The sequence below is a fragment of the Marinomonas sp. THO17 genome, from assembly GCF_040436405.1.
Taxonomy (GTDB): Bacteria; Pseudomonadota; Gammaproteobacteria; order Pseudomonadales; family Marinomonadaceae; genus Marinomonas.
This window is the reverse complement of the sequence record NZ_AP031575.1, coordinates 1,782,314-1,808,492: the sequence shown is the minus strand read 5'-3', so window position 1 is coordinate 1,808,492 and position 26,179 is coordinate 1,782,314. Positions and strand designations below refer to the sequence as shown.

Genomic DNA, 26,179 nt, shown 5'->3' with positions numbered 1-26,179 from the left:
AGGTTTTAGTACACCCTTGAACTCCTCTAAAGGCTTTCCATTTCCTTTTCTTCCTAGTGCGGCATTCTTGATTGCCGCACTTCTTTCTTTGCCTATTCTCGTGGTGCTGGTCAATGTGGTGATTGGTGATGGTGAAGTTTGGCATCATCTTTACCATACTGTGCTTGGGGAATACATAAGTAACTCTTTTTGGCTAATGTTTGGTGTTGGCATTGGCGTGCTATGTATTGGTGTGCCTTCAGCTTGGTTAACCAGTATGTGTGATTTTACTGGTCGTCGTCTTTTATCATGGGCTTTATTACTGCCTATGGCTTTTCCCGCATATATCATTGCTTATACTTATACAGGCATATTGGATTTTGCCGGACCTGTACAAAGTTTTATTCGTCATCTAACGGGGTGGCGTTATGGGGAATATTGGTTTTTTGAGATTCGTTCTTTAGGCGGCGCTATGACAATGCTGATTTTGGTGTTGTATCCCTACGTTTATCTAATGAGTCGTGCTGCTTTTTTGGAACAGTCTGCGAACAGTTTAGAAGTGGCCAAAACCTTGGGTTACTCAAACCGCAAAGCCTTCTTTAAATTGGCCTTGCCAATGGCGCGTCCAGCCATAGTAACTGGCTTAACCTTGGCGCTTATGGAAACCTTAGCGGACTATGGTACGGTGCAGTATTTCAGCGTAAATACCTTTACTACGGGTATTTTGCGTACTTTTTATGGCTTTGGTGATGTCGCTGCCGCCTCCCAATTGGCTGGGGTGTTATTGCTGTTTGTTACCCTGTTGATTCTACTAGAGCGTTATTCCCGTCATCGTATTCGCTACCATAATTCTGGAATGAAAAAGGCCAGTAATCGTCGTATTCGTCTGACTCATGTTCAAACTTGCTTTGCTGTTTTGTTTTGTACCTTACCTATTTTATTAGGCTTTTTGTTGCCGGCGGGTGTGTTGGCCTATTGGAGTGTGTTTAAAGCGGATTTCATGGGGGCGCGTTTCGCACAATTGGCTTGGAACTCATTTTATCTCGCCGCTATGGCAGCGTTGTTATTAGTCGCTATGGCTTTGTTATTGAGCTACGCTGGACGCTTATATCGAGGTAACTTAATAAAGGTGTCAATTGGTATGTCTGGTTTGGGTTATGCTCTGCCCGGCACCATCATAGCCATTGGTGTTTTAGTACCTTTAGCATGGTTAGATCATAAGTTGATTGATTGGACAATGGATCTAACAGGATACAAACTTGGCTTGCTGTTGTCTGGCACTTTGTTTGCCTTACTCTTTGCTTATTCTGTTCGCTTCATGGCCGTCTCTTTAGGCGCGGTTCAAAATGGTCTGGGCAAAATAAAGCCAAGCATGGATATGTCTGCGCGTACTTTGGGGATGAACAATTGGGGTGTGTTGCGTCGTATCCATTTTCCTTTATTAAAAGGGTCCATTCTAACGGCTATCTTAATTGTATTTGTGGATGTTCTCAAAGAACTTCCAGCTACCTTGGTATTGCGACCTTTTAATTTTAATACGCTGGCGGTAAGGGCTTTTGAGTTGGCTTCTGATGAACGTCTGGTGGATGCAGCACCTGCTTCACTCATGATTGTGTTGGTGAGTCTAGGGCCTGTGATTTTATTGAGTCGCTCAATTTCTTCTGATGTCACTGGGGCAAAGTAGACTGTTATGATGGAATCAAATCAATTTTCTGATTTAAGCTTGCACGAGGTGACCATAGGTTACCAAGGACAACAAGTGGTTAAGCAAGCCAGTTTTCATTTATCGTTTGGACAAATTGGTTGTCTGCTTGGCCCAAGTGGTTGTGGTAAATCTACCTTATTACGTGCAATAGCAGGTTTTGAACCCTTGATGTCTGGGGAAATTTTATTAGATGGACAGCTAGTGTCCAGTGCCAAGACGCATCAAGCGCCTGAGCGCCGTAAAATTGGCATGGTTTTTCAAGATATTGCGTTATTTCCGCACTTAACCGTGGCAGAGAATATTGCCTTTGGACTGGGTGAATGGTCAAAAAATGATGTGCAAGCGCGCATTAAGCATTTGTTAGCCTTGGTTGGACTGACAGACTTTGAGCAGCGTTACCCTCACTCTTTGTCTGGCGGTCAGCAGCAGAGAATTGCTTTGGCAAGGGCGCTGGCGCCAAAGCCAAAACTCTTGTTAATGGATGAGCCTTTTTCAGGTTTGGATGCGAAATTACGTGAAGAATTGGTGCCGGAAATTCGTAACATTCTTCGCCAAGAAAAAATGAGCGCTTTGCTGGTAACCCATGATCAAATGGAAGCCTTTGCTATGGCGGATCAGATATCTATCATGTCGGCTGGGGAGATTCATCAAACTGGTGGCAGCTATGAAATTTACCATCAACCAGCGACAAGATTTGTAGCCAGCTTTATCGGTCATGGGGATTTTTTGCCTGCGGTGGTGTGTGGCAAAGATTGTGTTCATTCGGATTTAGGCGAAATTCACAGTGGTAAAGACCACGGTATGGAGGATAAAACCCCTGTCGACTTATTAGTCAGGCCAGATGATATTTTGCATGATGATGATAGTCCGTTTCAGGGGATTATTATTAGTAAGTGGTTTCGCGGATCGCATTTTTTGTATCGTGTATTATTGTCTTCGGGCAAAGAAGTGTATTGCTTTGCTTCGTCTCACCATAATCATGCCATTGGTCAAGCGATTGGTTTGACCATAAACCTGGATCACTTAGTTATGTTTAGGCGCGAGTAAAGGGCATTAGACAAGACCGAGTCCTTGTTCATAACAAGCTTCTCTTATGCCATCAAAGTCGTATTCAGTCAGATCAAAATGTTCTAATGCATGGTGCTTAATCAAGTTCCATTCATGGTCTTCATCCGCTCCTCCAATATGCTTATAAGTTGAAGCGATGTGCTCTGACATTTTCAAAATGGCAGCGAAAGACAGATTCAATTTATCGCCAGCCACGCGATTAGAAAACAGGTGTTCGATTCGATGATGCTCAGCTATGACAGTACAACAACTCTTTGGTAATCCCCAAGATTTTGCCAGATAATAACCAATGACCGAGTGATTGGTTTTGAATGCTTGATTTTCTGTGTCAGTAATGTTGAATTCTGGATCTTGATAGGCTTGGTGAAGTACCTGTTGATAATTGTTAAAACGCGTTAGCATCAAGGGGATGCCTGCATTATGAAAAAGTCCCAGAGCGTAACATTCGTCTTTGTATTTGAAATTGAGTTGATTGGCGATACTTGAACTGATGGCCGCAATGTCACTGGCGGTGTCCCAGAAACTGTGCAGTGATTGAATTGCTTCATCAGAAAGTTCGCTTTTTACCGCTAAACCGTTTACCAAATTGGTAACGCTGTGAGTACCCAGCATCACTACCGCCTGCTGTATAGAAGCGATTTTTTGTTCTAATCCAAATGCTTTAGAGTTAACCAATTTGAGTACAGCAGCAGATAAACTAACGTCTTGAGCTATAATATTGGCAATACGATCCATGTCCGGATCCGGCATGGCTTGTTCCATATGCAGGTCGACCATCACCTGAGGTTGCGGCGGAATGCTGATACCTCGGAGAATCCTTCCTAGCTGGTTTTCATTAACAGATGATGGCATACAAACTTCTTTATAGTATGGCTATCTAGGGTAAAACAAACGGCTCTTTTCTATCCCATAGCAATTGAGCCTGGAGTCTCTATAATAGCCTTTTTTTAAACAACTTAGGTGAGCATTTTGAGCGTAATTCGACTAAAAGGTCAAGTAGATCGACGTATTAGAGCTGGACATCAATGGATTTATAGTAACGAAGTCAATACCTCGCAGACGCCTTTGAAGCAGTTTTCGCCTGGTGATCAAGTTGTTGTGGAGTCTGCTCAGGGCAAAGCTTTGGGTGTGGCGACCATTAATCCAAATGCACTTATTTGCGGTCGATTAATTAGCCGAAGTGTGGATACGCTATTAAATAAGTCGACTTTGATTCACCGCATTAAAATCGCCTTGTCTCTGCGTGAGATGTCCTATTCTGCACCTTATTATCGTTTGGTCTTTGGTGATTCTGATGGTTTGTCTGGATTGGTTGTGGACAGGTTTGCGGATATTTTAGTGGTGCAGATATCCACTGCAGGAATGGAGCGCGTTAAAAATGAAATCATCGAAGCATTACAAGAAGTAGTGAAGCCCATTGCTATTTTAATGAAAAATGACGGCAAAATGCGCCAAATTGAAGGCTTGGATTCCTACGTTGAAGAAGTCTTTGGTACCGTGCCTGAGGTGGTATTTTTACAGGAAAATGATGTCTTGTTCCAAGCGCCAGTTTGGGACGGACAAAAAACCGGTTGGTTTTATGACCACAGAGAAAACCGTAAGACGATGCAAGGTTTTTGTTCAGGTAAACGTGTATTAGATGTCTTTTCATACGTTGGTGGTTGGGGAGTACAGGCGGCTTCTGCTGGCGCGACAGAGGTGACTTTTATTGATGCTTCTGAAGCGGCTTTAGATCATGTGGACGCGAATTTAAAATTGAACCAGTACGAAGGTGATGGCAACTTGATGCAAGGTGATGCTTTCGATGCGATGCAATCTTTGATCGATGAAAAGCAGCGTTTTGATGTAGTTGTTATGGATCCGCCGGCTTTTATTGCTCGCCGTAAAGACATCAAGGCAGGTGAAGGGGCTTATCACAGAGCCAATCAACTGGCGATGCGTTTGGTGGCCAAAGGCGGAATCTTAGTTTCTGGTTCATGCTCTATGCATTTAGAAACCAGTCGTTTGCACGATATAGTGCGCAGCAACAGCCGTCAGTTGGAACGTTTTTCTCAGCTAATATATCGCGGAACTCAAGCTCCTGATCATCCTGTGCATCCTGCGATTCCTGAAACGGAATATTTAAAGGCACTTTTCTACCGCATCCACAATAATATGGGATTGTAAAAGTCGACATAAAAAAGCGCCATGGAGGCGCTTTTTTATGGCTTTTGCAGGGCTTTAGGTTAAATCAATTTAGTCGCGCAGTGAAATGTGTGGCCAGTGACGTTCTTCGGCGATTTTACTTAAAGTCTCATCAGCATCCACTGCAATAGGGTGATCGACTAACTCTAACAGTGGTAAATCATTACGAGAGTCACTATAAAAGTAGCTTCCTTCTAAGTTGTAACCTGTTTCTTTCAGCCATTCATTTAGTCTGGTAACTTTTCCATCCTGAAAGCTGGGTATGCCAACAATTTTACCAGTATAACTATTGTTGATGACTTCAGGAACAGGCGCAATAATGTGATCCATGCCCAGTGCTTCAGCAATTGGGCCTGTCACGAATTGATTAGTTGCCGTGATCATTAAGAGAAAATGACCTTGTTGTTTGTGTTTGTTCAATAACTCGGTCGCTTTCTCTTGCATCATAGGGCGAACTTTTTCTGTCATGAAGTCTTGATGCAATTGATTAAGTTGCTCAGCAGAGAAGCTTTTCAATGGTGCAAGGCTAAAGGCGAGGTATTCGTGAATATCCAAAGTGCCAGCTTGATATTGCTGAAAAAACCTGTCGTTTGCTTGTTGATACAGCTGAATGTCAACGAGTTCTTTTTCGACTAGAAATTGTCCCCAAGAATAATCACTGTCACCGCTTAATAGGGTGCCATCTAGATCAAAGATTGCGAGTGTCACAGTTGGTCCTTAGTTGGTATGAAGTGCGGAAATTATAGCCTCAGAGACAATAAATAACATTAGTCTTAATTGTGTGGATGGGCGAATTATGGAACAATGAATCTAATTTATTCTTATTTTAGAAGGTGATAGCTCGTGATTGATGCAGACGGATATAGACCGAATGTGGGCATCATACTGATGAACGAGCGTGGCCAACTGCTTTGGGCTAGACGTGTAGGACAAAACGCGTGGCAGTTCCCCCAAGGTGGAATCAAATCTGATGAAACACCTGAGCAAGCTTTGTATCGAGAACTTAAGGAAGAAGTTGGGCTTAATCCAGATCAGGTAGAAATTATCGGAAAAACAAGGGGTTGGTTACGTTATCGTCTCCCGAAACGCATGTTAAGACACAATAGTAAACCTTTGTGTATTGGACAAAAGCAAAAGTGGTTTTTGCTGTCAATTCGTTGTCCTGATACTTCTGTGTGTGTGGATGGAACAGAATGCCCTGAATTTGATGGCTGGCGCTGGGTAAGTTATTGGTACCCGCTGGGACAAGTAGTCGCGTTTAAAAAAGATGTTTACAGGCGAGCCCTCAAAGAACTCAGCCAAAGTGCTCATCGGCGATTAGAAAAATGGTGATAACAAGCACCTAACGCAGAAGGGGAAGGAGATAAGCGCAATGGGAGAGCTATGCTAAGTTTATTAAGACGCATTACGCAAGAAGTGACAGCAGCACGATCTTTGTCTGCCGCGTTAGACATCATTGTTCGTCGTGTGCGTCGTGCTATGCGGGCGGAAGTGTGTTCAATATACCTAGTAGATACCAATACTTCTGAGTATATATTAATGGCGACTCGCGGGCTGAATGCTGATGTGGCTGGCAGCGTTAGCCTCAAAGCCGATGAAGGGCTAGTAAGTTTGGTTGGTCGTCGTGCTGAACCTGTTAATCTTGAAGATGCGCATATTCACCCTTCTTTTCATTATTTAAAAGGCACTGGAGAGGAGCGCTATCGCTCATTTCTTGGGGTGCCAATCATTCATCATCGTCAAGTATTGGGCGTGTTGGTTGTACAGCATGAAGACAAGCGCCGCTTTGATGAAGGTGAGGAAGCTTTCCTTATTACCTTGTCTGCTCAGTTAGCGGGTGTGATTGCCCATGCTGAAGCAACTGGTGCTATTACCAGCCTTAATGCCAATGCCACTCCTCGTGGTGCGGATTTTCGATATAAAGGTGTGCCGGGTAGTTCTGGGGTCGCCATTGGTCGTGGTGTGGTGGTCTTTCCGCCGGCGGATTTGGATGTTATCCCGGACGGCGAGACTGCCAACCCTGAAAAGGAAATTGAAGACTTTTACCAAGCTCTAGACGCGGTTCGTAAAGATATTCGAGAAGCCAGTAATCGAATTAGTCAGCATTTATCTGCGGATGAAAAAGCCTTATTTGATGTCTATCTTAAGATACTGGACGATAATTCCATTGCTGGTGAAGTAGTGCGAAAAATCAAAGGCGGTCAATGGGCACAAGGCGCGTTACGGCAAGTAATCAAGGCGCATATTTACCAATTTGATCGGATGGACGACCCATATTTACGTGAACGTGCGTCGGATTTGCGTGATTTAGGTCGTCGTATCTTGTCTCATTTGCAAGAAAATGCTCCTAATATAGTGGAGCGTTTTAATGAGCCTGCCATTATTGTTGGTGAAGAGTTAACGGCTTCCATGCTGGGTGAAATTCCCATCGATAAGATCAAGGGTCTAGTGTCAGTAATGGGGTCGGGCAACTCTCATGTGGCGATTCTGGCTCGTGCAATGGGTATTCCGACCGTCATGGGAGCGTTAGACCTACCCTATGCCCAGCTTGATAAAGCCGACCTAATTGTGGATGGCTATCAAGGTCAAGTGTTCACTTATCCATCGGACAATCTGATTGATAATTATCAGCAGATAGTTGATGAAGAGCGTTTGCTTGAAGAAGAATATGAAACCCTCAAGGATTTACCTTGTGAAACCCTTGATGGTCAGCGTTTGTCCTTGTTTGTTAACACTGGTTTGTCAGCGGACGTTGCGCGTTCTTTGGATAGAGGGGCTGAAGGTATTGGTTTGTATCGTACCGAAGTGCCTTTTATGGTGCGTGATCGCTTCCCGACAGAAGCCGAACAGGTGCATATTTACCGTCAGCAGTTGGAAGGTTTTGCCCCCGCGCCGGTCACCGTGCGAACCTTGGACATTGGTGGTGATAAAGCTTTACCTTATTTTCCTATCGAAGAAGCTAATCCATTCCTAGGTTGGCGAGGAATTCGTGTTACCTTGGATCATTTGGAAATTTTCATGGCGCAAATTCGTGCCATGATCAAAGCCAGTGCTCAACTACACAACTTAAAAATCATGTTGCCAATGATTTCTAATGTGGCTGAAGTAGAAGAAGCCTTAACCTTGATTCGTCGAGCTTATGCGGAAGTGAAAGAAGAAGGTTACGACGTCAAAATGCCAAAGGTTGGCGTAATGATAGAAATCCCTGCCGCTGTATATCAAGCTAGGACTTTGGCCAAGCTGGTGGACTTTTTATCGGTGGGTAGCAACGATTTGACTCAGTATTTGCTGGCGGTGGACAGGAACAATCCTCGAGTAGCTGATTTATATAACTCTTTCCATCCTTCGGTATTGCATGCTTTGGCGAGTATTGTGAATCAGGTAAAAGAAGAAGGCGTTGGGTTGAGTGTTTGTGGTGAGATGGCGGGCGATCCTATGGGAGCCATTTTACTCATGGCAATGGGCTATGATGTTTTGTCCATGAGTTCTACTAGCTTGCCTAAAGTCAAAGCCGTCATTCGAAATATTTCTATGGAGCAAGCGCACAACATGCTGCAAGAAGTGTTGAATTTGTCTCACGCTGAAACTGTGGTGCAAACCATGACGCGTATGATGCGAGAGGCTAATATCGAGCGTTTGATTCGTCCTTCCAAAACCACTCGAGTAAATTGATTCTGACCAACAGAGGCTTGGTAATTCACTATGATTTCATACCCTAATATTGATCCTATCGCCATTTCGATCGGACCAATTGCTGTGCATTGGTACGGCATCATGTATCTAATTGGCTTTGCTGGCGCTTATGCTTTTGGTGTTTATCGAGCCAAACGTTCGCATGGCTTGTGGACTAAAGATATGGTGAGTGATGCCATATTTTATGGTGCGCTTGGCGTCATTCTAGGCGGTCGTATTGGTTATATCTTGTTTTATCAATTTCCATCGTTTGTTGATAATCCGCTGATAATGATACGTATTTGGGAAGGTGGTATGTCTTTCCATGGCGGTTTATTAGGCGTGATAGTCGCAATGTATGTATTTGCCCGCAAATATCAAAAACATCTGGTGGATGTTACCGACTTTTTAGCACCATTTGTGCCGATTGGTTTAGGGGCTGGACGTATTGGTAATTTTATTGGTGGTGAACTTTGGGGGAAACCAACTGATGTTTCTTGGGCGATGATTTTCCCAAACGATCCATTGCAATTAGCTCGCCATCCTTCGCAACTATATCAATTCGCTCTAGAAGGCGTAGCTTTGTTTACTATTTTATGGTTTTTCTCACTGCGTCCTAAACCGCGCTACTGTGTTTCGGGTATGTTCTTACTTTGCTATGGCGTATTCAGAATACTAGTGGAGTTTGTGCGTGAGCCAGATGTCCAGATTGGCTATCTGGCTTGGGGTTGGTTAACACAAGGGCAGCTGTTGTCTGTGCCAATGGTTGTGCTAGGGATTGTTCTCATTGTGTTTGGCTTTAGCCGCAATGCGTACCCTCAAAAATAGCCGTATCTCATCAGACAAGGGTGAGGAGAGTATAGTGGAATTCACTCAGCAAGAAACTGATCTCATTGTCAGCAAGAGCAAAAAATATTTTACGGATGAGCTAGACAGTGACATCGGTGATTTTGAGGCAGAGTTTTTACTGGCGTTTTTTAGCCAAGAAATTGGCCCTTATTTCTATAACAAAGGACTTGCTGATGCGAATCAACTTCTACTCGAAAAATCCGCAGAGATAGGCTATCTAATCCAAGAATTAGAGCAGCCTGTAAATTGAAGTAAAAGGCGAGTAGATGACTCGCCTTACCTATGTCCTTTTTATGGTCTTGCTTAGACAGAAAATGGGTAAGCAATAGGCTCATGGAATTGGTAGCCTTCTACTTCAAAATCGTCCATCGTAACCCAGGTTTCAATGTCTTTTAATGATTTGATATCCGGATTGATTTTTAGTGTAGGAGCAGGATAAGGCTTACGTTTTAATTGCACATCACGCATGGGTGCTAATTGATCCTCATAGATGTGAGCATTCACTATCTTATGAAAAGCTTGTCCGGCCTTGTGCCCTGTTATTTGTGCTACGAGAGCCAGCAAAACGTACACTTGAATCATATTGAAATTTAACCCTAAGGGTACATCACAGCTTCGTTGAGTGCTGTTTAAATACAAGGTATCGCCTAGTAGTGAAAAGTGATGGCTATACATACAAGGGCGCAAGCAGGCCATGTGAAATGCACCCGGATGGTAGAAGGTAAGGATCTCTCCACGGTTGTCCACACCACGGCTTAAATCGTCAATAATCTGTTGCAACAAATCGATTTCTCCCCCATCGGGCTTGGGAAAATTGCGACCAATTGCACCGTAGCAGAGTCCCATGTCGTCTTCGCCTTTACGATGTGGATTGTTTAGCCATACAGGGTTGTCATTGGCATTAGCATCCCAAGTTTTGGTGCCTAATGCACGGAAATCAGCGGCATTGTCATAGCCTCTTAAGTAGCCGATGATTTCAGCAATGGCTGACTTCCAGTAACTCTTGCGTGTGGTAACCAAGGGAAATTCACCCTTACCTACGTCATAGGTTAAGTCCGCATTAATCACGGTTAAGCATCGTTTTCCAGTTCTTTCGTTGTCTACCCACACTCCCTGATCAACAATGCGCTGACACAGGTCCAAATATTGATTCATAAGGCCTCTGCTTAAATTGGTTTATGGCAGATTTGAGCAATGCAATCTAGTCTGCCATAGGTATAATACTTGGCTGAGATTATATCAGGCTTGGATTCATCCGGCATAGATTGAAAAGGTATCCTTATGTTGTCACTGATTGTCGCCATGTCGACCAACCGAACCATTGGTATTAACAATGCGTTGCCTTGGCATTTGCCAAATGATTTAAAATATTTCAAGCAGGCAACCATGGGGAAGCCAATTGTCATGGGGCGAAAAACGTTTGAATCCATTGGTAAACCTTTGCCTGGTCGTCGCAATATTGTGATCACTCGTGATGACAAATATCAAGCGGAAGGTATTGATGTGGTGTCTTCATTAGAGCAAGCCATTGCATTGGGAGAGGATATTTGTCTAGTGAATGGGCAAGAAGAAGTTATGGTGATAGGTGGAGCGCAGATTTATGAATTGGCTTTACCAAAAGCCGATCGCTTGTACATTACTCATGTGGATGCAGAAGTCGCAGGGGATGCCTTTTTTCCTGAAGTAGACTGGCCATCTTTTACCTTGATGGCCGAAGAAAACTTTGTTGCTGAAGGTCACAATCCTTATGATTATCGCTTTTCGGTTTACCAAAAAACTAATGGTAAGAAATGATTATGTGGCAGCAAGTTGAACTTCAATTGCCGCGTTTTTCGCGTGGTTTTCATCTTATTACTCAGCAGGTTGAGGAAGCCTTGTTCAGCTTGTCGAAGGTTAAAGTAGGCTTGCTGCATATTCAGTTGTTGCATACTTCGGCGTCTTTAACCATAAATGAAAACGCGGATCCTTCGGTAAGGCGAGACATGGAAAAACATTTTTCTCATATGGTGCCAGAAGATCAACCTTATTATGAGCATGTTTACGAAGGCAGTGATGATATGCCGGCACACATTAAAGCCAGTATGCTGGGTTCCAGTCTGACCATTCCTGTCACCAACCAACAATTGCGGCTTGGTACTTGGCAGGGAATTTATCTGGGTGAACACAGAGATCACGGCGGGCCACGCAGAATTTTGTTGACCCTGCAAGGGGAATGAGTCACTAAGTTTATAGGTATGGTTCAAAAAGCGCCTAAGTGGCGCTTTTTTTTATGATTCATTAACAATGATTTGGGTGTGTTTTTGTTGACCCTGTTCCACCGCTTGATTAGCGCTGAGGGCCAGTTCTTCAATGCTCTCACCATCTTCAGGGAAGGCGGCAATACCGATACAGAAATCGGCTGGGCTGGAATTTCCTGCAGCCAAAATGGCTTCTTCATCAGCTTTTGGATTGATGATACTAGTTAATAGTGTGTTGGCATCTTTCACACTGGTATTGGGCAGCAGCAATAGCAATTTGTTTGCTTCAACACGAGCTAATACGTCTGCCTCTCGAATTTTTTTATAGATGTAACGTGCCGATGTTTGAATGGCAATATTACGCGCTTCCATAGTCAATTCACTAAGACGATTATGGGCATCCAAATGGATTTTAGCCATGGTAAGAGGTGTGTACTGACGTTTCGCCAATCCAAGTTGTTTTTTAAAATGGGTGAGCGCTGCGCTACGTGTTAATAAACCGGTAAGCTCATCAAATGTGGCTTGATTTCGAAGGTGTTCTTCTAAGGCTTTTTGATGGCTAATATCGACCACAAATCCTATGACTTTTTTGGTTTTGTTGTTAGCTGTTTTAGTATAAGTTCGACCGCGTTCTTTGACCCATAAATAGTCTTGATTACCGGTTAAAATACGATATTCTGCTTCGTAGTAATCTTGATTTAATGCTACATGTTCGTCGACGACCGCTGCCAGTTGTTTCACATCGTCTGGGTGTACCAGTTTATGCCACTCTGCCGTCGACTTTGGGGTGTCTTCTACTTTGCACTTTAAAAGATTCGCGATTGATTTAGAGCATGATACTAAGTCCGATTCGGTTTCCCAAATCCATAACCCAGCAGATGACTCTGTTAAAGCAAACTTTAATAAGGTATTTTCCGCTGCAGTTAAGTCCATGTGGTCTGTATGGTAAACACAGGCCAGAATTGTATCCCCTAAGTTTTGCATATCCAGTTGGGTATTAACCAGCTTGTTACCAACACGTATTAAGGTTTCACAACGCTCAATGCTACCTATTTTTATTTTGTCGCATAGCTGCTGCCAGTCTTGCTTGGATTGTGCTTCTTCACTTAGCGACATCCAAGAATCCGGAGGTGTGGCATTCCAGTTTTCAAAGAAAGTTTGAAAATTTTGATTGTACGAGATTAGCTCCCCAGTCTGACTTTCTAGAATAAAAGCTGGGGTAGGCATGTGTTTGAAGGCTTGTTCAAAAGCTGTGGTCATGGGACTCTCCCTATACAAAACGGTTTATTCTGGGGTGATCCAAGTGATTTGGAAGGCGGCAGCATTGTCTTCTGCTAAGACATTTTTTAAAAAGGGTAAAAATTCCTCAGCGTCTTTTTCTAGAGTCCAAGGTGGATTAACAATGATCATTCCACTGCCGGACATACCGCGTTGTTTTTCTGAATCACGTACACAGAGTTCCAACAATAACACATTCCGAATCTCTGTCGCCTTTACTGATTTTAGAAGCTTATCGACTTGTTGGCGAGTCAAGACAGGATACCAGATGGCGTAAGTGCCTTGTGGAAAGCGTTTATGACCTTCTGTTAATGCTTGAACCACATAGTCGTAATCTTTTTTGACTTCATAAGGTGGATCCATTAATACAAAACCGCGCTTTTGCGGTGGTGGTAGCATGGCTTTAACGGCTGCAAAACCATTCTCTTTTACCACGTTAGCTTTTCGTTTATGGGGAAACAAGGCTGCTAGAAGAGGAAAGTCATTCGGATGCAACTCGCACAGGTGTAACTTGTCTTTTTGACGGGTGTAATAATCTACGACCTTAGGGCTACCTGGATACCATGCTAAATTATTAGCATCATTCATATCTCTAACTATGTCCATTAGCCCTTCAACGGCATTAGGTAGTTGTTCTTGCTGAAGTAAACGGCTGATACCAGAATGAAATTCTTTATTCTTTTGTGCCTGATCAGAGGTCAGCTCGTATTGGCCGATACCCGCGTGAGTGTCCAAGTAAAAGAAAGGCGTCTCTTTTTTTATAAAATGACGACAAATCTGGCTCACTGTAACGTGTTTCAGAATATCAGCGTGATTACCTGCGTGGTATATATGGCGATAACTCAGCATTTTGTTTCCTAATTAATTAAAAAAGGCCGCTGTCTTTAGCGGCCTTAAAAGCATCGACGAACAATTAGTCGAGTTGACTCAAGTCTCTTACCGCACCTTTATCGGCACTGGTAGCAAAGTGCGCATAGACTTTTAGTGCTGGTGATACTTTACGAGGGCGCTCTTGCTCAGGTTTCCAAGCCGCTGCCCCCTTGGCTTCCATGGCTGCGCGACGTGTTGCTAACTCCTCATCGCTCAATACCACGTTTATGGTACGATTTGGGATGTCGATGCGAATGATATCGCCATTCTCAACCAAACCTATGGCTCCACCTGCCGCGGCTTCGGGTGAGACATGCCCTATAGATAAACCAGATGTACCGCCAGAGAAGCGACCATCGGTCAGCAAGGCACAAGCTTTGCCCAGACCCTTTGATTTAATGTAAGAGGTAGGATAGAGCATTTCTTGCATGCCAGGACCACCTTTAGGGCCTTCGTAACGAACGATGACCACTTCACCCGCTTTGACCTTATCGTCAAGGATATTGCTGACCGCTTCATCTTGAGATTCGGTTATGTGTGCAGGGCCTTCGAATACCAAACAAGATTCGTCAACACCAGCACTTTTTACTACACAACCATCTAGTGCAATGTTGCCATAAAGTACAGCAAGACCACCTTCTAGTGAGAAAGCGTTTTCAATGGAACGAATACAGCCATTTTCACGATCACCGTCAAGGGTTGGCCAACGAGTGGATTGACTAAAAGCGGTTTGCGTTGGAATACCTGCTGGGCCTGCTTTGAAAAATTCCACCACTTCAGGTGTTGGAGCTCGCATGATATCCCATTTTTCTAGGGCTTCTGCCATGGTTTTAGAGTGAACGGTATGACATTGATTATGCAAAATGCCAGCTCGATCAATTTCACCTAACAAGGCAAAAATACCACCCGCTCTGTGTACGTCTTCAATATGATACAGTGGAGAGTTTGGCGCCACTTTACATAATTGTGGGACTCGACGCGATAAACGATCAATGTCTTCCATAGTGAAGTCCACTCCGGCTTCACGAGCAATTGCCAGTAAATGCAGGATAGTATTGGTAGAACCGCCCATAGCAATGTCTAATGTCATGGCGTTTTCGAAGGCTTCAAAACTGGCAATAGCACGTGGTGCCCAATGCAATTCTTCGTCTTCGTAATAACGCTTAGTAATTTCCACAATGCGACGTCCCGCTTCAACGAAGAGACGATGACGATCAGAATGTGTTGCCAAGGTAGTACCATTGCCCGGCAAGCTTAGACCTAGGGCTTCTGTTAGACAGTTCATTGAATTGGCGGTAAACATACCCGAGCAAGAACCACAAGTTGGGCAAGCCGAGCGTTCATATTCAGCCACTTTTTCATCTGACGCTGAGGAATCCGCAGCGATAACCATTGCATCCACTAAATCCAGTTTATGCTCAGATAGTTTGGTTTTACCTGCTTCCATTGGGCCGCCAGATACGAAGATAACGGGAATGTTCAAGCGCATGGCAGCCATGAGCATTCCTGGGGTGATCTTGTCACAGTTTGAAATACACACCAGCGCATCAGCACAGTGAGCGTTAACCATGTACTCTACAGAATCGGCAATTAAATCGCGAGATGGTAAGCTATAAAGCATACCGTCATGACCCATAGCAATACCGTCATCTACCGCAATCGTGTTGAACTCTTTGGCAACGCCGCCTGCTTCTTCGATTTCACGGCAAACCAGTTGACCAAGATCCTTAAGGTGAACATGACCAGGAACAAATTGTGTAAATGAGTTAGCAACGGCTATGATAGGCTTTTGGAAATCGTCGTCTTTCATACCTGTTGCGCGCCACAAAGCGCGAGCTCCGGCCATATTTCGGCCAGAGGTGGTGGTTTTGGAACGGTAGACTGGCATTATTTTCCCCACAGGATTTTTCTTAATTATAGCCGCACATCTTACCAAGAATATTGTCTTCACCCAATGGCAATTTTGCGACAATATTGAGACACTGTGAGTTTACGGGTTATTTTTGATAGTGATGGAATATCTATGGCAGAGCAGGAAACTTACATTCACTCCGATGTGGCAGTAGCAAGACAGCCTATTGTCGATGCTCATTTGGCGGTGATGGGGTATGAGCTACTGTATCGCGAAAGTGCTCATGCGCATCGTGCCGATGTAATGGATGATGTTGGTGCGACAGCTCAGGTGGTCTCTGCTAGTTTGTTTGAACTTGGTATGGAGAACTTAGTTGGAACAAACAAAGCTTTCATTAACTTCCCAAGATCCTATCTACTTAGCGCAAACGGTATTCCCACTCATGGTGAAAATGTTGTGGTTGAAGTACTTGAAAGTGCGGGTTTTGATGCCAATTTATTGGCTTCCTTAAGACGTTGGAAAAAAGCCGGCTGTTGTTTGGCTTTGGATGACTTTGTTTTTGAAAGCAAATTAACACCCTTTGTTGAATTGGCTGACTTTGTGAAACTTGATATTTTGACTCTGGGTCAAGATGGCTTCCATCAGCAAGTCGAAGCTCTGCGTGGATTTAATGTGGAGTTGATTGCGGAGAAAGTTGAGACTTGGGAGGACTATCAATTTTGTCGTTTGCTTGGCGTGGAATATTTTCAAGGCTATTTTTTTGAGAAACCGGAATTGATGACGGCGCGTTCAAGCAAGGTAAACAGCATGACTTTATTGAGGTTGATGTCCTCATTATTAGATGCCAATAATCTTAATATTGATGATATTGAAAGAATTGTTAGTCAAGATGCTGGTCTGGTTCATAAGCTGCTGCGTTATTTAAATTCCCCCATGACTGGTTTGGTGGTCTCTGTGGATTCGGTTCGTCTTGCCATCATGCTCATTGGTGTAGAAAACTTAAAAAGTTTGACGAATCTTTTGCTGATGTCAGAAATGGTTGGTGAACAACATGCATTATTAGAGCAAATTTTGGTTCGCGCGAAACATGCAGAATTGTTTGCACTTCATCGTCAATATGATAATCAAGATAAGTATTTTTTAGCTGCCATGCTTTCCATGATGGATGTATGTACTGGCATGCCGTTAGAAAAAGTGTTGGGGGAATTACCATTGCCCAATGAGTTCATCAATGCCATTGTCCATCGTGTGGGGCGGGTTGGTGAAACTTTGGATTTAGTGGAGAAGTACTCAAATCAACACGCCATTATTGATGAGCAAAACTTTGACGATTTAAAAAATACTTATTTGGCATCTCTTAAATGGGCTGATGAATTCTTAAGTCAAATTTAGTATCTCCCTAATACTTTTGTGGTTTTTGTAGTCATAATCCTACATACCTGTAGTCATTTTCTTTTTGTTATGTAATGTAATGTCATATATTTCCTTCAAATTATCTATCTATATGAAATATAAGGATATTTTTCATTTTATTGGATTTTGTAATATTTTGTAATTGTGTAAAAAGCTGTTAAATTTAAGTCATCCAAGCGGTTTCAAGGATGAAAAGCACAGTGAAGTGCACAATGCCAATGGAAGGTGTTGAGGAATGAACAGGGATGTTCAGAGAAATGGATGACTCTTTGGGAAAAGCATGGTCTAGGATGATGTCCATGTAGCAAGGATGTTTGGTTTTCAGGATGAAACCAACAGGATGTTTAACTCAATGGATGAGATGCTTAAATGGAATTAGGCATAAAAAGGGCAGCTTAGGCTGTCTTTTTTACGGACAGGACACTGATAGGATGTCGGTAGTAATGGAAAGGGATTGTTTACAGGAAGTAATGACAGTTACGGATGGGTCATAGGACGATAGTTAGCTAAGAAGGATTTGGCTATACAGGATGTAAAAATCAGGACATTAAAAAAAGCGACTCTTTTAGTCGCTTTTTCATTTCTAGACATCAGGCTTATCTTTCCAAATGTTCTAGTTTATCTTCAACGCCGTCCCATTCTGTGGCATCACTTAGCGCGTCTTTTTTCTCAGTAATATTAGGCCAGATCATAGAAAGATCTTTATTTAGTTCAACAAAAACCTCCTGATCCTCTGGCAATTCATCTTCAGAAAAAATGGCGTTAGCAGGACATTCTGGCTCACAAAGAGCACAGTCGATACATTCATCAGGGTTGATGGCTAAAAAATTTGGTCCTTCATAGAAGCAATCTACTGGGCATACTTCTACGCAATCTGTGTATTTACAGCGAATGCAGTTATCAGTAACGATGAAAGCCATTCGATTTCTCCTTACAATCTTCTTGGTAATAATTGCGCACTATTTTAGTGGTATAGACTATCTTGCGGCAAGTTTGAGGTAAATATTCTCTAAATTTATCTGTCATTAGCTTATGCCGCTTTTATAGCTCTGATTTTAGTTTATAAAGTCGATTCAAGGCTTCAATCGGCGTCATATTGTCTAAATCCAATTTAGCAAGTGCTTCTTTTAACTCATTTTGCTCCGCATGTGCGAACAAATCAGGCTGCTGCGGTGAATAAACAGTGGAAGCTTTTGTGGGTATTGGTTGAGTTTTTGTCGAGCTAGAGTCGGCTTCAATGCCAGTTACTGCCTCAAGTTCCGCTAATTTGATTTTCGCCTCTTGAATAACACTCTTTGGAACACCGGCCAGTTGGGCAACTTGTAGACCATAAGATTGGCTGGCTGGGCCATCATGCACTTTGTGGAGAAAGACGATTTCATCTTCGTATTCTGTGGCGGTGAGATGAACGTTAGCGGCATTGGTTAACTGTTCCGCTAAGCCTGTCAGCTCAAAATAGTGAGTAGCAAACAACACATAGCATTTTAACTCTTGTGCCAAATGTTCTACCGCTGCCCATGCGAGAGATAAGCCGTCAAATGTACTGGTTCCGCGTCCTACCTCATCCATAAGTACCAAGCTTTTCTCGGTTGCATTGTTGAGAATATTAGCGGTTTCTGTCATTTCCACCATGAAGGTAGAGCGTCCACCTGCCAGATCATCAGATGATCCCATTCGCGTAAAAATACGATCAAGGATTGCGATTTTAGCGGACTCTGCTGGTACAAAACATCCAGTGTGAGCTAATAGACTAATCAAAGCAATTTGACGCATGTAGGTGGATTTACCACCCATGTTTGGACCTGTGATCATTAACAGTGAGCGCTCGTCATTAAGACTCAAGTCATTGGGTACAAAAGGTTCTGAAATGACGGATTCAACGACAGGATGTCGACCTGCTTTGATATCAATTCCTCGGCCTTGGTGAAGTTCTGGTTGAGTTAGGTTAAGTTGATCAGCGCGTTCTGCAAAGTTATTTAATACATCCAGTTGAGCAATAGCCTGACTGCTGGTTTGTAATTCACCGAGTTTGGCGTTGAGCTGATCGAGTAAGTCTTCGTAAAGCTCTTTTTCGCGAGCTAATGCTTTTGACTTGGCGCTAAGGGCTTTGTCTTCAAAACTTTTTAGTTCCGGTGTGATAAAGCGTTCTGCGTTTTTCAGTGTTTGACGACGAATGTACTCGACTGGTGCTTGTTCAGAGTGTAGGCGACTGATTTCAATGTAATAACCATGAACTCTATTGAATCCGACCTTGAGTGAGCTGATACCAGTACGTTCTTTTTCACTGCGCTCCATTTCTGCTAAGAAGTCGGTAGCATTGGTAGATAGAGACAGTAATTCGTCTAGCTCGGCGTCGTATCCTTTAGCAAAAATACCACCGTCTCTAACAACAGATGGTGGATTTTCAACTAAGGCTTTACTGAGGGTGGCAGTTAGTTCAGGTTGTTCATTGATACGTTTGTTTAATTGCTCAAGACGTGAACAAATAATGCCTTGCATTTCTTGGCGTAGCTGTGGGATGGCTTCTAGCGCAAATCTTAGGCGTAATAAATCTCTTGGGCGAGCAGAGCGTAAAGCAACTCGTGATAAAATACGCTCTAAATCACCGACTTGTTTGAGAGAAGGTTGAAGTGTTTGATAAAGATAATTGGTGTTGAGTTCTGCTATGGCTGCTTGTCGAGCTTGAATTTCATCAATGTCACGCACAGGTGTATGTAACCATCGTTTTAATAAACGACTGCCCATTGGGGTAGCACATTGATCTAATACTTGTATTAAGGTGTTGTTGCTGCCGCCGGTTAAGTTGACATCAATCTCTAAATTGCGACGAGTTGCTGCGTCGATCAAAACCGAGTCGTCTTTGTGCTCCACCATAATGGCTTGAATGTGCGGTAAAGCAGATCTTTGGGTGTCTTTAGCGTATTGTAAAAGAGCGCCAGCTGAGGCAATGGCCGATGTTAAGGCTTCACAACCAAAACCGGACAGATCTTTGGTATTAAATTGTTGAATCAGTTGGCGATAACTGGATTCGTAATCAAAGTGCCAGGGGCCAAGTTCGGCAACACCTTTTTCCATTTGCAGTGCATGGCGCGCAGGGAAGTCTTCCGAAATTAGAATTTCTCGCGGTGACAAACGTTGCAATTCATTACTTAATGTTTCGTAGCCGTCTACTTCAAACAAACAAAAACGGCCACTGGCCATGTCTAAATAGGAAAAGCCAAAAATGTCTAATCCTTTACGAGATTGATGGGCAATCGACAGTAACAAGTTTTCTCTTTTCTCTTCAAGAAAAGCTTCATCACTAATGGTGCCAGGCGTGACGATACGCGCAATCTGTCGTTCGACTGGACCCTTGCTAGTGGCAGGATCACCCGTTTGTTCTGCTACTACTACAGATTCTCCCATGCGTACTAAGCGGGCAATGTAGTTCTCCGCAGCATGGAAGGGAATGCCTGCCATAGGAATGGGTTGACCGCCAGAGTGTCCGCGAGCAGTGAGGGTGATGTCTAATAACTGTGCAGCACGTTTGGCGTCATCATAGAAAAGTTCGTAAAAATCTCCCATGCGGTAAAACAACAGCTGATTTGGATGTTGTGACTTGAGGCCAAAGTATTGGCGCATCATAGGAGTATGACTGTCGGCTGCGGACTTGCTCATGTAAAACTGCTCAATTGTGATCAAAAAAATTGAAGGTTATTCTACGGGATATTCGGATCAGTTTTAAGGGATAGGCAATGAAACATGAGCAAGAAATGTTGCAATTGGCTCAACAAGTTGGCGAGCTATTAAGTGAGAAAAATTGGCAGTTAGTGACAGCAGAATCCTGCACAGGTGGGTTAATTGGGGCAACCTGCACTGAAATTTCTGGTAGCTCTGTTTGGTTTTATGGTGGTGTGATCAGTTACGCCAATGAAGCCAAGCAACAGGGCTTATCGGTTAATGCTGAAACCTTAGCGCAATATGGTGCCGTGTCAGAGCAAACGGTTAAACAAATGTGTGCAGGTGCACTGTTATTGGGTGGTGATGTCGCGGTTGCGGTGAGTGGAGTTGCCGGACCTAATGGCGGCACGCCTGAAAAGCCAGTGGGATGTGTCTATATAGGATGGCAACTAGCGGATAGAGAGGTGCAAGTAAAGCGATTCCAGTTTCATGGAGATCGCAAAGCTATTCGTGAAGCTACGGTTTTAGAGGCTTTGCAGGGGGTGAAAACTTGTCTAACAAAGAGTAAATAAAATCACTGTTTTTTTATACAGTATTTTCTTGAGGTTAACGAAAAAAAGCGCTAGAGTTAGCAACATTGAAGTTGAACACTAAGTTTTAAGGATTCCACTATGTCATCTATTGCGGATAACAAGAAAAAAGCGCTAGACGCTGCGCTGTCTCAGATTGAGCGTCAGTTTGGTAAAGGTGCCATCATGAAGATGGGAGAAGGCACAAAACTGGATATTGAGACGGTTTCCACTGGTTCTTTGGGACTTGATATCGCGTTGGGTGCAGGTGGTCTGCCTTACGGACGAATTTGTGAGATCTACGGGCCCGAATCTTCAGGTAAAACCACCTTGACTCTTAGTGTTATTGCTGAGGCGCAAAAGCAAGGTAAAACCTGTGCTTTTATTGATGCTGAACATGCATTGGACCCTTCTTATGCAGAGAAGTTGGGCGTTAATCTTGAAGAGTTATTGATTTCTCAGCCTGATACAGGTGAGCAAGCATTAGAAATCGTGGACATGTTGGTGCGTTCAAACAGTGTTGATGTGGTCATTGTCGACTCCGTTGCGGCTTTAGTGCCTAAGTCTGAAATCGAAGGCGAAATGGGCAGTTCATCTGTTGGTGTTCAAGCGCGCTTGTTATCACAAGCGATGCGTAAGTTAACTGGTTCTATCAAGAACGCAAATTGCTTAGTGGTGTTTATCAACCAAATTCGTATGAAGATTGGCGTTATGTTTGGTTCCCCTGAAACTACAACAGGTGGTAACGCACTTAAGTTTTATTCTTCAGTTCGCCTTGATATTCGCCGCATTGGTTCGGTGAAACAAGGTGACGAAGTTATCGGTAACGAAACCCGTGTTAAAGTGGTGAAAAATAAGATTTCCCCGCCATTCAAACAAACTGAGTTTCAAATCATGTACGGTGCGGGCATTTACCGGATGGGTGAAGTGATTGATCTGGGTGTTAAGCAAGGTCTAATCGATAAATCGGGTGCTTGGTATGCCTATGGTGGTAATAAAATAGGTCAAGGTAAAGCGAATGCGGCGCAGTTTCTGAGTGAGAACTCCGAAGTGGCGGAAGAGATTGAAGCTAAAATACGTGAAGCTTTATTGCCGAAGAACTCTAAAGCGGATACTTCAGCCGAGGCTGAAGAAACTGAACAGTTGGACTTTTAATCAGTATCATTTTGATTACCCGTTAAACGAAAGCAGGCCAAAGGCCTGCTTTTTTGTTTTTTGCTGTAGATGGGTTAAGAAATGTAGGTTTGATGGAGTCTTGGGAGAGAAGCTTCTATTATTGTTAATAGTATTATTGTTGGGTTTTATGGACGAAAGGATAGGACGAATAGACTATGTTGATATGGCAGTGGGGGTTAATTGCAGCCTGTGGCGTATTTGCCATTAGTTTGATCGTGTTGGTATTGCGTTATTTGTCACTTAAAAAGGAATTGAAGGGTGATGCTGATGTTGATGCAGATGCAAACGATGGTTCTGATGGTTCTGGTGATAATGCGGATGCTCAAGGTGCAGTTACTCAACAAGAATCAGACAGTGAGAAATGGCTGGCATTACTGCGTCAGCAAAAAACCATTTGTGCTCAGTTATTACAGGAATTGTCTAAAGAGGATTTCCAAGGCAGAGCATCGCTTGCTTGCTGGTCTATCTTTATCGATGTGGAAATACAAATCCTTGAACAAGGTATTGATAACCATAATGTGATGGGGTTGTTGCAGGCATTTAAGAAAATTCTCGATAAAATTGATAAAGCTCAGGAAATTGACGCGTTATTGAAATCTCTCAAGGTTAATCAATCGGTCTTGCGCGAGCTTAATAAAATATTACAGCGTACTGGTGATAAGGTATTTAGTCAGGTCAACGTGACGGAGGATTTAAATGCTCAGTTGGATAAGTTGCAAGCTCAGTTAGCGAAAGAGGCGGAACTGGATGAGTCTTTGGGTCTTTTACGGGCTGAAATAGCCAGTATGTTTGAGCTGGCAGAGCGACTGAAACGCCATTTGGATAAAATGAAGCAAACAAATGCTACACCTGAATACCTTACTGCCTTGGAAGATTTTATTGGTAGCGTAGATGATTCAGGTTTCTTAGATTCTGTTGGTACGGAAATGGATGATAAGGTAGCCGATCTTAAACAGCTTGCAGCAAATCAAAAAATCATCATTGAAGATTTAAAAGCGCAAATGCGAGTTATGAAAGGCAGTGACGTTGAAGGTCATATCGGTGAGTATGATATTGCTATGGCTCGCTTAGAAAAATCCTTGTTGGAAAGTGGTCGTGTTATTAAGCGTTTGGAAGCCAAACTTGAAAATCTTCAAAGTATTAAGCATAACCTAAACATTGATCTCGCGAAAAAAGATGAAGCTTTAGCGAAAAAGTCGGCTGAACTTGCTGATAGTGGAGAATTAAAAGGCAGCGATTTTTACAGTGTCGTTAATGAAGAGTTGAATACCATGAGTAATATGGAAGACTTGTTATCCCAAGGAGGATTGACAGAGTCATCAGATGCCTTTGCCACCAAGCAAGCAGGTAAGATAAAAGAGCTTCGGGAAATGGTAAGTGAGTCAGAATTATACGTTGAGGTGTTGGAGCGAGACTTAGAGAAAGCCAGAGTGCTACGAGAAAGTCTTGAGCAGAAATTGGAACACCCAGATAACTTGTTAAGTCCAGATTCACAAGACAGCGATTTATTATTAGAAAAAGAGTTAGAAGAACTAGAGAATCTTCGTGAAATTAATGATGAACTAGAAGTAGAGCGCAAGCGCTTGACGAGTCAGTTGTATGATGGGCAATCACAGACAGAAGAATACACTAAACTGCGTAAAAAAGTGGATGATTTAGACCGTAAGGTTGATGCGGTACAGATGAAGTATGTGGAAATGGAGGAAAAATATCTCAATGCCATTATGGCTGGAGAAGATAAGGTTTAGTGTTCAGTCGTTATTATCTAGTGTGCTCGATAAAGCATATTGGATTTGCTCGTAATTGAAGCCTTTATATTGGAGATGGCGCATTTGTTTTGATTTCTGTTTAAAGTCCTCAGCTGGTGAAGAACCAAATTTACTGAGTTTGAGTTCGCGAGCAGCTTCAAACCAGTCAATTTCGGCTGAGTTTAGGGCGGATTTGATAACCTCTCCAGCAAGACCTTTTTGGTGGAGTTCTTGATAAAGTCTATTAGGGCCAAACCCTCGATTGGCTTTGCTTCTAATGTATACCTCAGCAAAACGCTCATCATTGAGATAGTTTAGTGTTGTCAACTCTTCGATCACTTTTGTAATAAGTTCATCCGAATGACCTTTAGATTTAAGTTTATGCCGTACTTCTGAACAAGAGTGCTCTCTTTGGTTAAGTAACAATAAAGCGTGATCGTAAGTGGATAGCTGTGGGTCTTTCATAATGGTTTCTTCGGCTTTTTGTTTATTGTGTCATTGTAATCTAGTTTTAGAAAATGTCTCGTAAGAATTAATGGCTAATATATTTCAAATTTTAAGGTTTATTGTCTAATTTTTTTTAGAAATAAAGATGATAAAACTAATTTTTATGTGTGATTATAGTGCAAATCACTTATTGCTATTAGGGTTGGGTTTTTTATGCAAGTGTGCGTGCTGGGCGCTGGTGTTGTGGGTTTAACCTCTGCGTATTATTTGGCCAAAAAAGGCTTTACCGTTACCGTTATTGATCGTCAGCCGGGTGTGGCTTTAGAAACCAGTTTTGCAAATGCTGGACAAGTTTCCCCTGGTTATTCTGCTCCTTGGGCTGCACCTGGTGTGCCGCTAAAAGCTATTAGATGGTTGATGCAGAAACACGCACCGTTGAAAATTAGTCCTGAACCAGAAATCAAAAAGCTACTGTGGATGGGGAAAATGCTGTCTCAGTGTACGGAAAAAGCTTACAACACCAACAAGTCTCGAATGATGGCGTTGGCGGAATACAGTCGTGATCAATTTATTACTTTGCGAAAAGATCTTGGCTTTCGCTACGATGACAATCAAGGTGGTACCTTGCAATTGTTTCGTAAAGAGGAGCAAGTAGAGGCAGCGGCTAAAGACATTAAAGTGTTGCAGGCTTTAAATGTACCACATCAAATGTTAACGCCAGATCAAATTCTTGAAGTTGAACCGGGTTTAGCATCTGTAATCCATAAATTTAAGGGTGGTCTTCGTTTAACCCGAGACGAAACCGGCGACTGTTACTTGTTCTGTCAATCTCTAAAAAAACATTGCGATGCTTTGGGTGTCACTTTTCAATTCAATACAGATATCCGATCCTTGTCTGTTGAATCCGGTGAAATTCGTGGTGTTGTTACACAAAATGGTCTGCAAGCTTTTGACCATGTGTTGGTCAGTTTGGGTAGCTATTCAAAAGAACTGTTGAAAGCTTGCGATATTGATATTCCGGTTTATCCGGTGAAAGGTTATTCCTTAACGGTTCCCATCATTAATGAGCAATATGCCCCTTTGTCGACGGTCATGGATGAGACATTTAAAGTGGCCGTGACTCGTCTTGGTGATCGTATTCGGGCGGCAGGTACCGCGGAATTAACCGGATACAATCTCGACTTACCGAAGTCTCGCACTGAAACGATTAGCCATGTGGTGGCTGATTTGTTTGGTCAGGGCTGCCAATTAGCGGATGCTGAGTATTGGACTGGCTTGCGCCCTATGACCCCAGACGGGACGCCAGTGGTTGGGGCGACAAATGTGGCTGGTTTGTATCTTAATACTGGGCATGGAACATTGGGGTGGACAATGAGTTGTGGTTCTGCAGCTGTGATTGCGGATATCATGGCGGGCAATCAAGCACAAGTCGATTCTTCTGACTTGTCGGTTACGCGTTATAAGAAGTAAGG

Annotated in this window: 23 protein-coding genes; 14 read left to right on the top strand and 9 right to left on the bottom strand. The window is 43.0% G+C overall.

Annotation, left to right across the window (positions count from 1 at the left end; translation table 11 throughout):
- Window positions 1-16 precede the first annotated feature (16 nt).
- On the top strand, window positions 17-1,663 hold the full coding sequence (locus ABXS85_RS08525) for an iron ABC transporter permease (RefSeq protein ID WP_353669598.1): 1,647 nt from the start codon (window positions 17-19) through the stop codon (window positions 1,661-1,663).
- Between the two features lie 6 nt (window positions 1,664-1,669).
- Window positions 1,670-2,731, top strand: a complete 1,062-nt coding sequence (locus tag ABXS85_RS08520) for an ABC transporter ATP-binding protein (protein WP_353669597.1) — start codon at window positions 1,670-1,672, stop codon at window positions 2,729-2,731.
- A 6-nt stretch (window positions 2,732-2,737) separates the two neighbouring features.
- On the opposite strand, the gene ABXS85_RS08515 is transcribed toward ABXS85_RS08520, so the two are convergent.
- The gene (locus tag ABXS85_RS08515) at window positions 2,738-3,604 is read right to left on the bottom strand and encodes an HDOD domain-containing protein (RefSeq protein ID WP_353669596.1); all 867 of its coding nucleotides are present in this window, start codon (window positions 3,602-3,604) and stop codon (window positions 2,738-2,740) included.
- A gap of 117 nt (window positions 3,605-3,721) precedes the next feature.
- On the opposite strand from ABXS85_RS08515, the gene ABXS85_RS08510 reads away from it, so the two are divergent.
- Complete coding sequence (locus tag ABXS85_RS08510) at window positions 3,722-4,918, top strand: class I SAM-dependent rRNA methyltransferase (protein ID WP_353669595.1); 1,197 nt, start codon at window positions 3,722-3,724, stop codon at window positions 4,916-4,918.
- A 69-nt stretch (window positions 4,919-4,987) separates the two neighbouring features.
- On the opposite strand, the gene ABXS85_RS08505 is transcribed toward ABXS85_RS08510, so the two are convergent.
- Window positions 4,988-5,644, bottom strand: a complete 657-nt coding sequence (locus ABXS85_RS08505; protein WP_353669594.1) for an HAD family hydrolase — start codon at window positions 5,642-5,644, stop codon at window positions 4,988-4,990.
- A 135-nt stretch (window positions 5,645-5,779) separates the two neighbouring features.
- Between ABXS85_RS08505 and ABXS85_RS08500 the strand changes: the two genes are divergently transcribed.
- Genes ABXS85_RS08500 through ABXS85_RS08485 form a run of 4 tightly spaced genes read left to right on the top strand, consistent with a single transcriptional unit; the run spans window position 5,780 to window position 9,707 of the window.
- Window positions 5,780-6,268 (top strand): RNA pyrophosphohydrolase, encoded by a 489-nt coding sequence (locus tag ABXS85_RS08500; protein WP_353669593.1) that lies wholly within the window; start codon window positions 5,780-5,782, stop codon window positions 6,266-6,268.
- A 51-nt stretch (window positions 6,269-6,319) separates the two neighbouring features.
- Window positions 6,320-8,608 (top strand): phosphoenolpyruvate--protein phosphotransferase, encoded by a 2,289-nt coding sequence (ptsP, locus tag ABXS85_RS08495; RefSeq protein ID WP_353669592.1) that lies wholly within the window; start codon window positions 6,320-6,322, stop codon window positions 8,606-8,608.
- Between the two features lie 30 nt (window positions 8,609-8,638).
- Window positions 8,639-9,436, top strand: coding sequence for a prolipoprotein diacylglyceryl transferase (gene lgt, locus ABXS85_RS08490; protein WP_353669591.1), 798 nt, complete (start codon window positions 8,639-8,641; stop codon window positions 9,434-9,436).
- A 34-nt stretch (window positions 9,437-9,470) separates the two neighbouring features.
- A complete protein-coding gene (locus ABXS85_RS08485; protein WP_353669590.1) occupies window positions 9,471-9,707 on the top strand; it encodes a DUF2164 domain-containing protein in 237 nt (78 codons plus the stop codon).
- Between the two features lie 53 nt (window positions 9,708-9,760).
- Here ABXS85_RS08485 and ABXS85_RS08480 read toward each other — a convergent pair whose 3' ends face one another.
- Entirely contained in the window at window positions 9,761-10,612 is an 852-nt protein-coding gene (locus ABXS85_RS08480; protein ID WP_353669589.1) for a thymidylate synthase, read from the bottom strand.
- Between the two features lie 126 nt (window positions 10,613-10,738).
- Between ABXS85_RS08480 and folA the strand changes: the two genes are divergently transcribed.
- Complete coding sequence (gene folA, locus ABXS85_RS08475) at window positions 10,739-11,251, top strand: type 3 dihydrofolate reductase (protein ID WP_353669588.1); 513 nt, start codon at window positions 10,739-10,741, stop codon at window positions 11,249-11,251.
- 2 nt (window positions 11,252-11,253) lie between these two features.
- Window positions 11,254-11,673, top strand: a complete 420-nt coding sequence (locus ABXS85_RS08470) for a secondary thiamine-phosphate synthase enzyme YjbQ (protein WP_353669587.1) — start codon at window positions 11,254-11,256, stop codon at window positions 11,671-11,673.
- Window positions 11,674-11,724: 51 nt separating this feature from the next.
- On the opposite strand, the gene ABXS85_RS08465 is transcribed toward ABXS85_RS08470, so the two are convergent.
- The 3 genes from ABXS85_RS08465 to ilvD all read right to left on the bottom strand — a co-directional run bounded on the left by ABXS85_RS08465 (window position 11,725) and on the right by ilvD (window position 15,730).
- Entirely contained in the window at window positions 11,725-12,954 is a 1,230-nt protein-coding gene (locus tag ABXS85_RS08465) for a diguanylate cyclase (protein ID WP_353669586.1), read from the bottom strand.
- Window positions 12,955-12,978: 24 nt separating this feature from the next.
- Window positions 12,979-13,821, bottom strand: coding sequence for a 23S rRNA (adenine(2030)-N(6))-methyltransferase RlmJ (gene rlmJ, locus ABXS85_RS08460; RefSeq protein WP_353669585.1), 843 nt, complete (start codon window positions 13,819-13,821; stop codon window positions 12,979-12,981).
- A 64-nt stretch (window positions 13,822-13,885) separates the two neighbouring features.
- On the bottom strand, window positions 13,886-15,730 hold the full coding sequence (gene ilvD, locus ABXS85_RS08455) for a dihydroxy-acid dehydratase (RefSeq protein WP_353669584.1): 1,845 nt from the start codon (window positions 15,728-15,730) through the stop codon (window positions 13,886-13,888).
- A 135-nt stretch (window positions 15,731-15,865) separates the two neighbouring features.
- Here ilvD and ABXS85_RS08450 point away from each other — a divergent pair, with 135 nt between their 5' ends.
- Window positions 15,866-17,086, top strand: coding sequence for an HDOD domain-containing protein (locus tag ABXS85_RS08450; RefSeq protein WP_353669583.1), 1,221 nt, complete (start codon window positions 15,866-15,868; stop codon window positions 17,084-17,086).
- Window positions 17,087-17,703: 617 nt separating this feature from the next.
- Here the strand turns inward: ABXS85_RS08450 and fdxA are convergent.
- Window positions 17,704-18,027: a ferredoxin FdxA gene (fdxA, locus tag ABXS85_RS08445; protein WP_353669582.1), complete on the bottom strand. Its 324-nt coding sequence runs from the start codon at window positions 18,025-18,027 to the stop codon at window positions 17,704-17,706.
- A 121-nt stretch (window positions 18,028-18,148) separates the two neighbouring features.
- Window positions 18,149-20,764: a DNA mismatch repair protein MutS gene (gene mutS / locus ABXS85_RS08440; RefSeq protein ID WP_353669581.1), complete on the bottom strand. Its 2,616-nt coding sequence runs from the start codon at window positions 20,762-20,764 to the stop codon at window positions 18,149-18,151.
- Between the two features lie 77 nt (window positions 20,765-20,841).
- Between mutS and ABXS85_RS08435 the strand changes: the two genes are divergently transcribed.
- The 3 genes from ABXS85_RS08435 to ABXS85_RS08425 all read left to right on the top strand — a co-directional run bounded on the left by ABXS85_RS08435 (window position 20,842) and on the right by ABXS85_RS08425 (window position 24,260).
- Entirely contained in the window at window positions 20,842-21,339 is a 498-nt protein-coding gene (locus ABXS85_RS08435; RefSeq protein WP_353669580.1) for a nicotinamide-nucleotide amidohydrolase family protein, read from the top strand.
- A 99-nt stretch (window positions 21,340-21,438) separates the two neighbouring features.
- On the top strand, window positions 21,439-22,491 hold the full coding sequence (recA, locus tag ABXS85_RS08430; protein WP_353669579.1) for a recombinase RecA: 1,053 nt from the start codon (window positions 21,439-21,441) through the stop codon (window positions 22,489-22,491).
- A 176-nt stretch (window positions 22,492-22,667) separates the two neighbouring features.
- A complete protein-coding gene (locus ABXS85_RS08425) occupies window positions 22,668-24,260 on the top strand; it encodes a hypothetical protein (RefSeq protein ID WP_353669578.1) in 1,593 nt (530 codons plus the stop codon).
- A 3-nt stretch (window positions 24,261-24,263) separates the two neighbouring features.
- Here ABXS85_RS08425 and ABXS85_RS08420 read toward each other — a convergent pair whose 3' ends face one another.
- Window positions 24,264-24,725, bottom strand: a complete 462-nt coding sequence (locus tag ABXS85_RS08420; protein WP_353669577.1) for a regulatory protein RecX — start codon at window positions 24,723-24,725, stop codon at window positions 24,264-24,266.
- Between the two features lie 195 nt (window positions 24,726-24,920).
- Here ABXS85_RS08420 and ABXS85_RS08415 point away from each other — a divergent pair, with 195 nt between their 5' ends.
- The gene (locus tag ABXS85_RS08415) at window positions 24,921-26,177 is read left to right on the top strand and encodes a D-amino acid dehydrogenase (protein WP_353669576.1); all 1,257 of its coding nucleotides are present in this window, start codon (window positions 24,921-24,923) and stop codon (window positions 26,175-26,177) included.
- Window positions 26,178-26,179: the final 2 nt, after the last annotated feature.

Excerpts from the sequence above, each read along its gene's own strand:
- ABXS85_RS08415 (WP_353669576.1), top strand. The coding sequence starts at position 24,921 with ATGCAAGTGTGCGTGCTGGGCGCTGGTGTTGTGGGTTTAACCTCTGCG.
- ABXS85_RS08515 (WP_353669596.1), bottom strand. The coding sequence starts at position 3,604 with ATGCCATCATCTGTTAATGAAAACCAGCTAGGAAGGATTCTCCGAGGT.
- recA (WP_353669579.1), top strand. The coding sequence starts at position 21,439 with ATGTCATCTATTGCGGATAACAAGAAAAAAGCGCTAGACGCTGCGCTG.
- mutS (WP_353669581.1), bottom strand. The coding sequence starts at position 20,764 with ATGAGCAAGTCCGCAGCCGACAGTCATACTCCTATGATGCGCCAATAC.
- ABXS85_RS08470 (WP_353669587.1), top strand. The coding sequence starts at position 11,254 with ATGTGGCAGCAAGTTGAACTTCAATTGCCGCGTTTTTCGCGTGGTTTT.
- rlmJ (WP_353669585.1), bottom strand. The coding sequence starts at position 13,821 with ATGCTGAGTTATCGCCATATATACCACGCAGGTAATCACGCTGATATT.
- lgt (WP_353669591.1), top strand. The coding sequence starts at position 8,639 with ATGATTTCATACCCTAATATTGATCCTATCGCCATTTCGATCGGACCA.
- ABXS85_RS08480 (WP_353669589.1), bottom strand. The coding sequence starts at position 10,612 with ATGAATCAATATTTGGACCTGTGTCAGCGCATTGTTGATCAGGGAGTG.
- folA (WP_353669588.1), top strand. The coding sequence starts at position 10,739 with ATGTTGTCACTGATTGTCGCCATGTCGACCAACCGAACCATTGGTATT.
- ABXS85_RS08450 (WP_353669583.1), top strand. The coding sequence starts at position 15,866 with ATGGCAGAGCAGGAAACTTACATTCACTCCGATGTGGCAGTAGCAAGA.
- ilvD (WP_353669584.1), bottom strand. The coding sequence starts at position 15,730 with ATGCCAGTCTACCGTTCCAAAACCACCACCTCTGGCCGAAATATGGCC.
- ABXS85_RS08435 (WP_353669580.1), top strand. The coding sequence starts at position 20,842 with ATGAAACATGAGCAAGAAATGTTGCAATTGGCTCAACAAGTTGGCGAG.
- fdxA (WP_353669582.1), bottom strand. The coding sequence starts at position 18,027 with ATGGCTTTCATCGTTACTGATAACTGCATTCGCTGTAAATACACAGAT.
- ABXS85_RS08465 (WP_353669586.1), bottom strand. The coding sequence starts at position 12,954 with ATGACCACAGCTTTTGAACAAGCCTTCAAACACATGCCTACCCCAGCT.
- ABXS85_RS08520 (WP_353669597.1), top strand. The coding sequence starts at position 1,670 with ATGATGGAATCAAATCAATTTTCTGATTTAAGCTTGCACGAGGTGACC.
- ABXS85_RS08420 (WP_353669577.1), bottom strand. The coding sequence starts at position 24,725 with ATGAAAGACCCACAGCTATCCACTTACGATCACGCTTTATTGTTACTT.
- ABXS85_RS08425 (WP_353669578.1), top strand. The coding sequence starts at position 22,668 with ATGTTGATATGGCAGTGGGGGTTAATTGCAGCCTGTGGCGTATTTGCC.
- ptsP (WP_353669592.1), top strand. The coding sequence starts at position 6,320 with ATGCTAAGTTTATTAAGACGCATTACGCAAGAAGTGACAGCAGCACGA.